Genomic DNA, 13547 nt, shown 5'->3' on the forward strand with positions numbered 1-13547 from the left:
TCGAGTAGCGAGCCAGAAAATGCCCACTGCACAACTGTCGATAGAACAAAAAACCCAGCAGCTGCTGAACAACCCGGCAGAATTGGTCAACTATTCCCAGCAAGCCTGGAACCATTTGCCCCGCGCCGAAATCGACGCGCTACAACTCAACGCCCTGAAGCAACGCTTCGAAGAACTCCGCGAGCGCATACCGGTACTGAAGAAACTCGCCGACGCCCAAGGCGTGGAAAAGATCGAGCAACTCGACGACGTAGTGCCGCTGCTGTTCGAACACACCGTTTACAAGTCCTACCCGCCATCGTTGCTGGAGAAGCGCAGCTTCGGCCAGATCAACAAATGGCTGGGCAAACTGGTGACGCCAGAGGTTGCCGAAGCCATCGCCGCGGTCAACGTCAGCGATTGCCAAGGCCTGGATGACTGGTTCGAGACCATGGACGAAGGCGTGCCGCAGCTGCGCATCAGTCACACCTCGGGCACTTCCGGCACCCTGTCGTTCCTGCCCCAGGGTGTACATGAGTGGGAAAAATTCGCTCAACTGCGCAAGATGATGGTGTGGAACATGGAGGGTCCGGACACCCCGGAGCCCAACTTGCACACGATCTACCCTTACTACCGCAAGGGTTACCTGAGCCATGTGCGCGTCCATGCCGCCATGATTCCAGCACTGTTGCCGGACGAATCGCATTTCCATGCCGCTTACCCGACCACCCTCAGCACCGACGTGCTGCACCTGGGGGCCAAGCTGCGCGCGGCACAGTCCAAAGGCACCCTCGACCGCCTGGTGATCAGCCCGGAACTGCTGGAAAAGAAGAAGGCTTTCGACCAGTTGCAAGCCGACATGCCACAGCACCTGGCGACCTTCTTCGATCATATGTCCACCAAGCTCAATGGTCAGCGCGTGTACATCGGCGCGACCTGGAACCTGCTGCACAGCATGGCCAAGGCCGGCCTTGCGCGGGGCCTGGAAGGTGTCTTCCACCCTGACTCGTTCGTGCACACCGCCGGCGGCGGCAAGGGTGTCGTACAACCCGAGGGCTGGCGTGAAGACGTGCTGCGTTTCACCGGTGCCAAGACGCTCAACGAATCCTACGCAATGTCCGAAATCGTCGGCGGCGCCCACGCGCGGTGCGAAGCAGGCCACTTCCACTTCGCCCCCACCGTCGTCCCCTACCTGCTCGATCCAGAGACCAGCAAGCCACTGCCGCGCAAAGGCCGCGTGACCGGTCGTGCAGCCTTCTTCGACCTCGGCGCCGAGATCCGTTGGGGCGGTTTTATCACCGGCGATGAAATCACCGTCGAATGGGACAAGCCTTGCGCATGCGGCCGGCCGAGTTGCTACGTCGTCGGGCCGATCCAGCGCTACAGCGAACTCAATGGTGGCGACGACAAGATCACTTGTGCAGCAACAGAAGACTCCCATCGCCAGGCGATGGATTTCCTGAACACTTTAGAGGGCTAACCCCATGAGCAAACCTATTGCGCCAATGATCATCCGCGGCAAAGTCATCACCGACAACCTGATCGACGTGGGTGGCCGCGGCGGTGACCTGGTGTTCCAGACCCCGGATGCGCACAAGTATATCGACCAGTTGCCGCTGGGTAATCCGGCCAGGCTGGCCGACCTGTACACCCTCAGTTTCAACGACATCCTCGACTACGCCGAAGCCCTCGGTGAACGTCTTGAATTCGACAAAAACCCCTACTTGCAGGAAGCCTGCGAGCTGTCGTACCTGACTGCGCCGGTCACTCCGAGCATGGTCAAGGGCAGCTACATGGGGCTGCGCCACATGCTCACCCGTGAGTCAGTCACCGAACAGGTGGAGAACTCAGTGGGCGTCAAGTACCTGGAAGGCTGGGTCAAGCAGCGCTTGATCGACGGCACCGAACTCGATGTGCGCTGCTTCGGCGCCCGCACCCTGCATATCGTCGCCGGCAACGCGACCGGGTTGTCCCTGCTGACCATCCTGCGCAACATGGTGCTGCGCAGCGACGCGATCATCAAGGCGCCGTCCAACGACCCGTTCACGGCCCTGGCCATCGCCCGCACCATGGTTGAGATGGCGCCGGACCACCCGCTGACCAAACACCTCAGCGTCGCCTACTGGAAAGGTGGCGACCAGGCCTTCGAAGAACGCCTGTACCAGCCGCAGAACCTGGAGAAGATCGTTGCCTGGGGCGGTTTCAATTCGATGAAGCATGTCACCCGCTACATCCAACCGGGCCTGGAGCTGATCTCCCTCGACCCGAAACGCAGCGCCAGCATCATCGGCAAGGGTGCCTTCGACAGTGAAGCGACCATGCGCGAGGCCGCCCTGCGCCTGGCCAGCGACATTGGCGCACTGAACCAGAAGGCCTGTGTGTGCGCCCGGGTGGTCTATGTGCAGAGCGGCACCGATGAGGCCGGCCTGGCGAATCTGAATACCTTCGGCCGTTATGTCTACGACGCCATGCAGACCCTGCCCAACACCCTCAGCACCGTGCCCAAACGCTACGACCAGGGCCTCAAGGCCGAAGTCGACGCGCTGCGCCTGGATGATGAGTGGTACCAGGTGATTGGCGGCCAGGACGGTGAAGGCGCCGTCATCTGCTCACAGATTCCGGAGTCGGTGTCGTTTGCCACCCGGCTCGACGACCGCACCGCCAACCTGGTGCCGGTCGATGACCTGACCGAGATGATGGATGCCGTGGATGCCTACACCCAGACCGTCGGTGTCTATCCGGAAAGCATCAAGGAAGATCTCAAGGACATTCTGCCCCTGTATGGCGCTCAGCGAATCGTCTCGCTGGGCTACGCGGCGGGGCTGAAATGGGCGGGTCCGCAAGACTCCATCGAGCCACTGCGGCGCATGGGCAAGTGGATCGTCAACCAGATCGCCTCGCCGGAAACGACCCCGGCGCCATGGTTGCGCCCGTCGATCTAACCCCTCCTGTACCCCTGGCCATTGCCGGGGGTACGCGTTGATTCCTACAGGACTTACCCATGACCACTTGCCTGGGATTTGCCGCCTTCGAGCCCCACTCCGCCCTCACGCCGTTTCGTTTCGAGCGTCGCGACTTGCGTGCCGATGACGTCGCTATCGATATCGCCTATTGCGGCGTCTGCCATTCCGATGCCCATCAGGTGCACAACGACTGGAACAACACGGTCTACCCCATCGTGCCAGGCCACGAGATCGTCGGGCATGTCACTGCCGTCGGCAGTAACGTCAGCCGCTTCAAAGTCGGCGACCGGGTTGCCGTCGGTTGCCAGGTCGATAGCTGCCTGCAGTGCGCACCTTGCCACGAGCATCAGGAACAACTCTGTGCCCATGGTCCGACGCCTACCTATAACGGCAAGGATCGTCACACCGGCGAGATCACCTATGGCGGTTACTCCGAGCATATTGTCGTGCGTGAACAGTTCGTACTGCGCATGCCCGAAAGCCTCGATCCGCGTTTCGCCGCACCATTGCTATGCGCCGGCATTACCGTGTGGAACCCGATGCGCCGCTACGGTGTGGGCAAGGACTCGAAAGTCGCGGTGGTCGGCCTCGGCGGGCTCGGGCACATGGCGGTGAAGCTGGCCGTGGCGCTCGGTGCCGAGGTGACCGTGATTACCACCTCACCGGGCAAGGCCGACGATGCCCGCGCCCTGGGTGCCAAACACGTACTGCTGTCCAACGATTCGCCGGCCATGACGGCGGCGGCCAATGCCTTCGAATTCATCATCGACACCATTCCCAGCCGGCACAACGTCAACCCCTACCTGATGCTGCTGGGTCGCGAAGGCGTACTGGTGCTGGTCGGTGCCATCGAACCACTGGAACCCATCCATGGCGGCTTGCTGATCCGCAACAACCGTACCATCGCCGGCTCGCTCATCGGTGGCATCCAGGCAATCCAGGAACTGCTGGATTTCTGCGCCGAACATCAGGTATTGCCCAGCTGCGAAATGATTGATATCAAGGACATCAACACGGCCTTTGACCGCCTGCAGCGCAACGACGTGAAGTACCGCTTTGTGATCGACATGACCAGCATGCGTGACGTAGCGCTTTAAACGAGTCCTACGCTGCGGTGCTAATCACCGCAGCGCCCTCTTGCTAGAACCGAACACCGCCCCGCCTCTGTGCAACCGCACACACAGTGCTCGACCCGTTCACTGGAACACCTCGAAGAGTCCGGCCGCGCCCATCCCGCCGCCGACGCACATGGTCACCACCACGTACTTCACACCGCGTCGACGGCCTTCCAGCAAAGCATGCCCGACCATCCGCGCACCACTCATTCCATAAGGGTGGCCGATGGCAATGGAGCCGCCATTGACGTTCAATCGGGCGTCGTCGATGCCCAAGGTGTCGCGGCAATAAAGCACCTGGCAGGCAAACGCTTCGTTGAGCTCCCACAGGCCGATATCGTCGACCTTCAGGCCGTGTTGCTTGAGCAACTTGGGAACCGCCAGCACCGGGCCGATGCCCATTTCTTCCGGAGCCAGGCCGGCTACCGCGATGCCGCGGTACAGGCCCAGCGGCTTGAGGTTGCGCTGCTCGGCCAGACGCGCATCCATCAGCACGCAGGCGCTGGCGCCGTCCGACAGTTGACTGGCGTTACCGGCAGTGATGCAGCCGCCCTCGATCACCGGCTTGAGGTTGATCAGGTCTTCCAGCCGGGTCTGCGGACGGTTGCCTTCATCCTGACGCAGGGTGACTTGCTCCAGGCGCGCCTCGCCTGTGGCTTTGTCGATTACCTGCCGAATGCTGCTGACCGGAACGATTTCGCCGTCGAACAGCCCTGCCTGCTGCGCCGCTGCGGTGCGTTGCTGCGATTGCAGGGCGTAGGCGTCCTGCGCCTCACGACTGATGCCATAGCGTTGAGCAACCAGCTCGGCGGTTTGCAGCATGGGCATGTAGGCGTGGATGGCGTTGCGCTCCACCTGCGGGTCGCGCTCGGCGTAGGCCCATTCCATGTTGCGATTCTGCACCGCGCTGATGTTTTCCTGACCAGCACCGATCGTCGCCGGCATGCCGTCGACGATAATCTGCTTGGCGGCCGTGGCGATGGCCATCAGGCCCGAGGCGCATTGGCGATCCAGGGTCTGCCCGCTGACCGACAACGGCAGGCCCGAGGCCAGTGCCGCCATGCGTGCGAGGTTCAAACCGGCAGTGCCGCTGGTCAGTGCGGTGCCCATGACCAGGTCTTCGATCTCCCCGGCTTCGATACCGGCACGTTCGACCGCCGCACGGATCGCGTGGCTGGCCATGGTCGGTGACTTGATGGTGTTGAACGCGCCCCGGAAAGCCTTGGCGATGGGGGTACGGGCGGTGGAGAGAATGACGGCTTCTTTCATGTTGCAATTCCTTGCGTGACGGGTCGGGGCGGCCAATGTGCAGTGGCCGCCGAAAAGTCAGATGCGTTCGATGCGGGTCTTGCCGCTGGCCACCAGGTGCTCAAGCAGTGCTGCCGGCTGGAACCACATCGCTCCGTATGCGCCGAGTGTCTGGCGGTAATGGCCGATACGTTCCAGCACTTGTGCCAGCCCCAGCCCTTCGGCGTAGTGCAGCGGACCGCCGCGCCAGGCCGGGAAGCCATAGCCGTTGATCCAGACCAGGTCGATGTCGCTGCTGCGCTGGGCGATGCCTTCGTCGAGCAACTGGATGCCTTCGTTGACCAGCATCAACAGACAACGGTCGTGAATTTCCTGATCGCTGATGACGCGGCGCTGGATGCCCAGTTCGCCTGCGATGCGCTCGGCCAAGGCGACCACTTCAGGGTCATCCTTGCGCTCACGGCCTTCGTAGCGGTAATAGCCGCGACTGCTCTTCTGGCCAAAACGGCCCAGGGCGTAAAGCGCATCGGCAAGCTTGCAGTAGCCGGGATCGTGGGCGATGACGTCACGGCGCGACTCGCGCACCAGGAAACTGACATCGATGCCCGCCAGATCGTGCATGGCCATGACCCCCATCGCCATGCCAAGGCCGGTGAGCACACTGTCAATCTGCGCCGGCGTGGCGCCTTCCAGCAGCAGACGGTGCGCTTCGCGGGAATAGAGTTCGAGCATACGGTTGCCGATGAAGCCGAAGCACACCCCGGACACCACCGGGATCTTGCCGATGCGCTTGGCGATTTTCAGCGTGGTGGCCAGGACATCGGCGGCCGTGGCCGTGCCGCGTACCACTTCGAGCAGGCGCATGACGTTGGCCGGACTGAAGAAATGCAGGCCGACGACGTCCTGCGGCCGGCGCGTGACGGCGGCAATGGCGTCGACATCCAGGGTGGAGGTATTGCTGGCGAGGATCGCCCCGACCTTGCACACCTCGTCCAGGGTGCGAAACACCTGCTGCTTGATCGACAAGTTCTCGAACACGGCTTCGATCACCAGGTCCGCGTCGGCGATATCGGCGTAGTCCAGGGTGCCGTGGATCAGCGCCAGACGCTCGTCCATCTGCCCGGCTGCGAGCTTGCCGCGCTGGACACTGGTTTCGTAATTTTTGCGAATCAGCTCAAGGCCACGTGCCAGGGCATCGGCCTTGAGCTCCAGTAGCGTCACCGCCATGCCCGCATTGGCGAAGTTCATGGCAATCCCGCCGCCCATGGTGCCGGCGCCGATCACCGCAACCTGAGTGACAGGACGGATCGGCGTGCCGGCATCCAGACCCGGCAATTTGCCGACTTCACGCTCGGCGAAAAATACATGGCGCAGGGCCTCGGACTCGCTGGAAGCCTCGGCCTCCTTGAACAGCTCGCCCTCCTTGGCAAGGCCCTCGGCCAACGGCAGGTTGCAGGCTGCTTCGATCGCCGTCACCACTCGCTGCGGCGCACTCTGGCCTTTCCAGCGAGCCTGATTGGCGGCGCGATAGTCGGCGAAATAATTCGCCGGCAGGGCTGCGCCCGGGTTCGCTTGTGGCCAGGTCGGGCGAGCCGGCGCCTGCCCGGCAATCAGTTCTGCGGCCAACGCCTTGGCCGTGTCGAGCAAGCTGTCAGCGCTTTGTGCCACGCGATCAAGCAGTCCTAGCGTCAGTGCTCGATTAGCGTTAATCGGCTGGCCGGAGGCAATCATCTCCAGCGCCGCCTCGGCACCGATCAGACGCGGCAAGCGCTGAGTACCACCGGCACCGGGTAGCAAGCCAAGCTTGATTTCCGGCAGGCCAAGCCGAGCCCCGGCTTCAGCCACGCGGTAGCCGCAGGCCAGGGCTAGCTCCAGTCCACCGCCGAACGCCAGACCACCGATGGCGGCGATCAGTGGTTTGTCCAGCTCGGTCAAACGGATCAGCAGGCCTGGCAGGTCTGGCCTGGCGAACGACGCCGGGCTGCCGAACTCGGAAATATCCGCGCCCGCGCTAAACGGCAAACCCTCGCCGTAGAGCACAATCGCTTTCACGCTGGCATCGGCGGCGGCGCGGTCACAGGCCTCCAGCAATTGTTCGCGCAAAGCCTGGCCCAGGGCGTTGACGGGGGCACGGGCGAGGCCGATCAGGGCCAGAGGACCTTCGTTTTGATAATGGATCAGGTCATTCATGGATGTTTTCTCGTTCGGAAAAAGGAGTGGGTGCCGTGGAATAGCTCGATTCCCTCAGCTCAACTCGCTTTCCCGAATCAGCTTCTTGTTGATCTTGCCGACGCTGGTCTTGGGAATTTCCGCGACGAACTTGAACTGCTTGGGGATTGCCCATTTGTTGATGCGGCCACTGGCCACGAACTGTTGCAGGTGGGCTTCGAGCATCTGTTTGTCGACGAACTGCCCCGGCTCACACACCACCAGAGCCATGGGCCGTTCGCCCCATTGCTCATCGGCAATACCCACCACGGCAACAGAGGTGACCGACACGTGCTCGCTGATCAGGTTCTCCAGGTCCAGCGAACTGATCCACTCGCCACCCGTCTTGATCACGTCCTTGATGCGGTCCTTGATTTCCACCCTGCCTTGCGAATCGATGGAAGCCAGGTCGCCGGTGTGCAGCCAGCCGCCGTGCCACAGTTCTGCACCCTTTTCCGGGGCCTTCAGATAGCCTTGGGTCAGCCATGGCGCGCGGACGACGATTTCGCCCAGGGCTTCGCCGTCATGGGCGACCGCATGGCCGTTGGCATCAATGATGTTCAGGTCGACCATGGGTATTGGCATACCCGTCTTGATGCGAGTGGGTAACTGCGCCGGCATGGACTGTTCAAGTTCCTCGCCCCGCTGGAAGCTCAGGCAAAGCATCGGACAGGTCTCGGACATGCCGTAGCCACTGTGGACCTGAACGCCTTTGGCACTTGCCTGACTGGCGATGCCCAACGTCAACGCACTGCCGCCCAAGAGCATTTTCCAGCCGTCGAACCGGGTCGCCTTGCCTTCCTCACAGTTGAGGACCATTTGCAGGACGGTCGGTACGCAATGAGAAAAGGTGACCTTCTCTTCACGAAAAAGCCGGACCAGGCTATTGGGCTCGTAACGGCCGGGGTACACCTGCTTGATGCCCATCAGGGTCGCGACATAGGGCACGCCCCAGGCATGCACGTGGAACATCGGTGTGATCGGCATGTACACATCATTCGAACGCAGCAATGGCAGGCTTTGGTAAACGCCCAGGGTGCCCACGGCATTCAGGGTATGCAGCACCAGTTGGCGATGACTGAAGTACACCCCTTTCGGCTCGCCAGTGGTGCCGGTGGTGTAGAACAGCGTCGCCACCGAGTTTTCATCAAAATCGGCAAAGTCATAGTGGCTAGCTGCCTGGGACAACAGGCTTTCATACTCACCCAACACAGGAAGCCCGGTGTCGGTTGCGGCATCGTCAGTCAAGCGGATATAGCCTTTGACGGTGCTCAGGCCCTGATGAATCTGCTCGATCATCGGCAGGAAATCATCATGCACCAGCACCAGGTCATCCTCGGCGTGGTTCATGGTGTAGAGCACCTGCTCCGGTGACAGGCGAATATTCACCGTGTGCAGCACCGCGCCGATCATTGGCACGGCGAAGAAACATTCCAGGTAGCGATGGCTGTCCCAGTCGAGCATGGCCACCGTGTCCCCGGCCCTGACCCCGGCCGCCGTCAGCGCATTGGCCAGCCGATGGATTCGTTCGATGAGGGTCCTGTAGCTGTATCGAAGCTTGTCGGCGTAGACGATCTCATTGGCAGGTTCGTATCGCACCCCTGACAGCAACAAGCTCTTGATCAACAGCGGGTAGGTGTATGCGCCTTGTGCCGGTGGAATTATTTTTGTCTTCAGCATGGTTGTACCTTCCTGATTCAGAACTGCGCCGCATCCAGCGAGTAGAGGCTGTGGCTACCGGCCTTGACCGAAGTGCTCAGTGAGTGGATACGCGGCAGCAGGCGGGCGAAGTAGAAGCGTGCGGTGCCCAGTTTGCTGGCGTAGAAATCGTCTTCACCTTGCTTGCCCAAAGCCGCTTTGGCCATCAGGGCCCACATGTAGGCATAGGTGGTGTAACCGAATACCTGCAGGTACTCGACCGAGGCCGCGCCGATTTCATTCGGGTTGCCCTGGGCCCGGTCGAGCAGCCACGCCGTCAGTTCGTCAAGGGTGTCCATGGCGGCGTTCAACGGTTGGGTGAACTCGCCAAGCTCTACGCTGGCGTTGGCCGTGAAGTGGCGAACTTCAGCGGCAAACAAACGGTAAAGCGCCCCGCCGCTGCCGACGATCTTGCGCCCGGCCAGGTCCAGGGACTGGATACCATTGGTGCCTTCGTAAATCTGGGTAATGCGCACATCGCGCACCAACTGCTCCTGACCCCACTCACGAATGTAGCCATGGCCGCCGAAAATCATCTGCCCGTGCAGGGTGGTTTCCAGGCCCATGTCGGTGAGAAACGCCTTGGCGATCGGGGTCAGCAAGGCCACCAACTCTTGGGCGCGGGTGCGCGCCGTCGGGTCTTCGCTGTACTTGGCGGTGTCCAGTTGCAGGGCCACGTAGCTGGAGAACGCCCGCCCGCCCTCGTTCAAGGCTTTCATGGTCAACAGCATGCGGCGCACGTCCGGATGCACGATGATCGGGTCGGCGGCCTGATCCTGGTGCTGCGCACCGGTTGGCGCACGGCTCTGCAGACGATCACGGGCATACTCGACGGCGCTCTGGTAGGAGCGTTCGCCCTGCGCCAGGCCCTGGATACCTACGCCCAAACGCTCGTAGTTCATCATGGTGAACATCGCGGCCAGGCCCTTGTTCGGCGCGTCGACGATCCAGCCCGTCGCCCCGTCAAAGTTCATCACGCAGGTGGCGGATGCCTTGATGCCCATCTTGTGTTCGATGGACCCGCAGGACAGCGAATTTCGCTCGCCCAGCGAACCGTCGTCATTGACCATCACCTTGGGCACCAGGAACAGCGAAATGCCTTTGGGCCCTGCGGGTGCGTCCGGCAGTCGGGCCAGCACCAGGTGGATGATGTTCCCGGTCAGATCGTGTTCGCCACCGGTGATGAAAATCTTGCTGCCACTGACCTTGTAGCTACCGTCGGACTGGGGCTCGGCCCGGGTGCGAATCAGCCCCAGGTCAGTGCCGGCATGGGCCTCGGTCAGGCACATGGAGCCGCTCCAGACCCCGGCATACATATTGGGCAGGTACTTCTTTTTCAGGCCTTCGCAGGCATGCGCATCGAGCGACAGGCAGGCACCGGCGGTCAGCATCGGGTACTGGCCGAACGACAGGTTGGCCGAGGTGACCATTTCCTCGACCTGGGCGCAGATCACCTTGGGCATGCCCATGCCACCGAACTGCGAGTTGCCACCGACACCGACCCAACCGCCGTCGGCGAAGGCTTGATACGCCTCGGCAAAACCCTCCGGGACTTTCACCGCGCCATTGCTCCAGGAGCAACCTTGCTCGTCGCCACTGCGGCGCAGCGGTGCGATGCTGCCAGCACTGATCTTGCCGGCCTCTTCGAGGATGGCGGTAGCCGTTGCTTCGTCGACTGCCTCGGCCAGACCGGGCAGTTGTGCCCAAAGCCTGGACACCTCGAAGACTTCATTGAGTACGAAGCGCATGTCGCGCAAAGGGGCTTTGTAATCAGACATGGTGGGCTTGCTCGGTCAATGTGAGGGCATGAGGCATGCCTGTTTTTTGCGGATGGCCGGTCTCACTGACGGGCAGCAGCGACTCATGCACCACTGGCTCATCCGAGGCCGTACGACGGTTCAGCGAGGGCCCGCGCAACAGGAAGTACGACAGGGCCGGAATCAGGATCAGCGCCCCCAGCATGTTCCACAGGAACATGAAGGTCAGCAGGATGCCCATGTCGGCCTGGAACTTGATCGGCGACCAGACCCAGCACACCACCCCGGCAGCCAGGGTGATGCCCACCAGCCCGACCACCCGACCGGTGAACGACACCGCTTTTCGGTAGGCATCCGCCAGCGACAGACCCTGGCGCTGGTGGTACAGCTGAACGCTGAGCAAATACAGCGCGTAATCCACACCGATCCCGACGCCGAGGGCGATCACCGGCAAGGTCGCGACTTTCACACCGATGCCCATCACCACCATCAAGGCTTCGCAGAGGATCGAGGTCAGCACCAGCGGTAACAGGGCCACCAGCGTGGCGCGCCAGCTACGAAAGGTGATCAGACAGAACAGCGTCACCGCGGCATACACGTAAAACAGCATGGTGCGATTGGCTTCGCGCACCACGATGTTGGTCGCGGCTTCGATGCCGGCACTGCCGGCGGCGAGCAGGAACTGACGATCCTTGGTGCTGTTTTCCTTGGCGAACTTGTCGGCAATCTCCACCACGGCATTCAGCGTCTCAGCCTTGTGGTCAGTGAGAAAGGCAATCACCGGCATCAGCGAGCAGTCGTTGTTGAACAACTCAGGCGAGTTGACCGAGGCTTGTTGCGCGGCATAGTTCAGCACGTCCTGGTTGCGCTGGATGCTGTTGAGCTTTGGATTGCCTTCATAGGTGCCGGCCGTGATCTGGCGCACCGCGTTGACCAGCGAAGACGTGGCCTGCACGCCCGGATACTGTTGCAGCTCCCAGGCCAGACGGTCGGCGAGGACCAGGGTCTGGTAGTTCAGGCAGCCTTCCGGCGCGGTCTTGATCATCACCGCGAACATATCGCTGGACAGTGCGTAGTGGCTGGTGATGTAGGCGTTGTCGCGGTTATAGCGCGAATCGGCACGCAACTCCGGCGCTCCGCTGTCGAGGTCGCCGATTTTCAGTTGCAGGCTGATCATGAAGCCGCCGATGCCCATCAGCGTGGCCACCAATACCGCCCCCGTGGCCCACTTGCGCGTGGTGAAGCGATCGAGCGCGTCCCACAGTTTGCCGAAGCCTTTATGCTTTTCTGCACGAGTGTCGATTTTCAGCGCACGCTCGGCGGCCTTGGCGCCGACACCGATGTAAGACAGCGCCACCGGCATCAGCAGCAACGAGGTAAAAATCAGTACCGCGACACCGATACTGGCGGTGATCGCCAGATCCTGGATCACCGGGATATCGATCAGCATCAGCACGGCGAAACCCACGGCGTCGGCCAGCAGCGCGGTGACACCGGCAATGAACAGGCGGCGAAAGGTGTAGCGCGCGGCGATCAGTTTGTGGGTGCCACGGGCGATGTCCTGCATGATCCCGTTCATCTTCTGTGCGGCGTGGGACACGCCGATGGCGAAGATCAGGAACGGCACCAGCACCGAGTACGGATCGATGGCATAACCCAGCCAGGCGACGATGCCCAGTTGCCAGACCACCGCGATCAGCGAACAGCCAACCACCAGCAGGGTGCTGCGCACGCAACGGGTGTAGGCATAGATAATCACCAGTGAAGTGACGACCGCCAGACCGAAGAACATCATCACCTGGATCAGGCCGTCGATCAGGTCACCCATGAGTTTGGCGAAGCCGATCACCCGCACCTTGTACTGGCCCGTACCCTCTGCCCCGGCCTTGCGCGCGGCGCTGTCGCCAGAGAACTCGATCTTGTCGCGCAACTGCTCTTCGAGTAACCGCGAGAACTGGTGGTAGTTGATGCTCTGGCCAGTGGCCGAGGCCTTGTCCAGCAATGGCACGATCAGCATGCTCGACTTGTAGTCGCTGGCCACCAGGCTGCCGACGATGCCGGCGCGGGAAATGTTCTGGCGCAACTGCTCGATTTGCTCGGGCTTGCCCTGGTAGGCATCGGGCATCACCGGGCCGCCCTGGAAGCCTTCCTGAGTGACTTCAGTCCAGCGCACCCCAGGACTCCATAGCGACTTCATCCAGGAGCGGTCGACGCCTTCGGTGAGGAACAACTGGTCGTTGACCTGCTTGAGTACGTCCAGGTAACCGGGGTCGAAAATATCGCCCTGGGTGTTTTCGACCACCACCCGCACCGAGTTGCCCAGGCCGCGCAGTGACTGGCGGTTCTCCAGGAAATTCTGGATGTACGGCTGGCTCTGCGGAATCATCTTCTCGAAGCTGGGCCGCAGTTCCAGACGGGTCAGCGCCATGTAGCCCAGCACCACGGTGGCCAGTGCCATCAGCAGCATGAACAGCGGGCGGAAGTTGAACACCAGCCGCTCCAACCGGTTGCCAGAGCACCGATCGAAGTCACGCAGCTCGCGGATCACCGGCATGGCGTCTTGTTTGATATTGCCCATG

At 61.8% G+C, this 13547-nt stretch carries 8 protein-coding genes; 3 read left to right on the forward strand and 5 right to left on the reverse strand.

Annotated elements, in window-relative coordinates; genetic code table 11:
• The first annotated feature begins 19 nt into the window (after positions 1-19).
• From KGB07_RS05190 to KGB07_RS05200, 3 genes are read left to right on the forward strand one after another with little or no spacing between them, the layout of a single operon-like run.
• Entirely contained in the window at positions 20-1459 is a 1440-nt protein-coding gene (locus KGB07_RS05190; RefSeq protein ID WP_046038013.1) for a hypothetical protein, read from the forward strand.
• A 4-nt stretch (positions 1460-1463) separates the two neighbouring features.
• Positions 1464-2921 (forward strand): acyl-CoA reductase, encoded by a 1458-nt coding sequence (locus KGB07_RS05195; protein ID WP_046038015.1) that lies wholly within the window; start codon positions 1464-1466, stop codon positions 2919-2921.
• 59 nt (positions 2922-2980) lie between these two features.
• Positions 2981-4039, forward strand: coding sequence for an NAD(P)-dependent alcohol dehydrogenase (locus tag KGB07_RS05200; RefSeq protein WP_046038017.1), 1059 nt, complete (start codon positions 2981-2983; stop codon positions 4037-4039).
• A 99-nt stretch (positions 4040-4138) separates the two neighbouring features.
• Here the strand turns inward: KGB07_RS05200 and KGB07_RS05205 are convergent, their stop codons facing one another.
• The 5 genes from KGB07_RS05205 to KGB07_RS05225 are packed head-to-tail and all read right to left on the reverse strand — an operon-like array spanning position 4139 to position 13546.
• A complete protein-coding gene (locus tag KGB07_RS05205; RefSeq protein WP_046038019.1) occupies positions 4139-5326 on the reverse strand; it encodes an acetyl-CoA C-acyltransferase in 1188 nt (395 codons plus the stop codon).
• A gap of 57 nt (positions 5327-5383) precedes the next feature.
• Positions 5384-7495, reverse strand: coding sequence for a 3-hydroxyacyl-CoA dehydrogenase NAD-binding domain-containing protein (locus KGB07_RS05210; RefSeq protein ID WP_223464800.1), 2112 nt, complete (start codon positions 7493-7495; stop codon positions 5384-5386).
• A 54-nt stretch (positions 7496-7549) separates the two neighbouring features.
• Positions 7550-9193: a fatty acid--CoA ligase gene (locus KGB07_RS05215; protein WP_046038021.1), complete on the reverse strand. Its 1644-nt coding sequence runs from the start codon at positions 9191-9193 to the stop codon at positions 7550-7552.
• 17 nt (positions 9194-9210) lie between these two features.
• Entirely contained in the window at positions 9211-10989 is a 1779-nt protein-coding gene (locus KGB07_RS05220) for an acyl-CoA dehydrogenase C-terminal domain-containing protein (RefSeq protein WP_046038022.1), read from the reverse strand.
• Positions 10982-13546, reverse strand: a complete 2565-nt coding sequence (locus KGB07_RS05225) for an efflux RND transporter permease subunit (RefSeq protein WP_046038023.1) — start codon at positions 13544-13546, stop codon at positions 10982-10984. Before KGB07_RS05225 ends, KGB07_RS05220 begins: the two co-directional genes overlap by 8 nt.
• Position 13547 lies beyond the last annotated feature (1 nt).

This window comes from Pseudomonas sp. GL-RE-26, from assembly GCF_019956275.1.
Taxonomy (GTDB): Bacteria; Pseudomonadota; Gammaproteobacteria; order Pseudomonadales; family Pseudomonadaceae; genus Aquipseudomonas; species Aquipseudomonas grandcourensis.

Excerpts from the sequence above, each read along its gene's own strand:
- KGB07_RS05195 (WP_046038015.1), top strand. The coding sequence starts at position 1,464 with ATGAGCAAACCTATTGCGCCAATGATCATCCGCGGCAAAGTCATCACC.
- KGB07_RS05190 (WP_046038013.1), top strand. The coding sequence starts at position 20 with ATGCCCACTGCACAACTGTCGATAGAACAAAAAACCCAGCAGCTGCTG.
- KGB07_RS05215 (WP_046038021.1), bottom strand. The coding sequence starts at position 9,193 with ATGCTGAAGACAAAAATAATTCCACCGGCACAAGGCGCATACACCTAC.
- KGB07_RS05205 (WP_046038019.1), bottom strand. The coding sequence starts at position 5,326 with ATGAAAGAAGCCGTCATTCTCTCCACCGCCCGTACCCCCATCGCCAAG.
- KGB07_RS05210 (WP_223464800.1), bottom strand. The coding sequence starts at position 7,495 with ATGAATGACCTGATCCATTATCAAAACGAAGGTCCTCTGGCCCTGATC.
- KGB07_RS05220 (WP_046038022.1), bottom strand. The coding sequence starts at position 10,989 with ATGTCTGATTACAAAGCCCCTTTGCGCGACATGCGCTTCGTACTCAAT.
- KGB07_RS05225 (WP_046038023.1), bottom strand. The coding sequence starts at position 13,546 with ATGGGCAATATCAAACAAGACGCCATGCCGGTGATCCGCGAGCTGCGT.
- KGB07_RS05200 (WP_046038017.1), top strand. The coding sequence starts at position 2,981 with ATGACCACTTGCCTGGGATTTGCCGCCTTCGAGCCCCACTCCGCCCTC.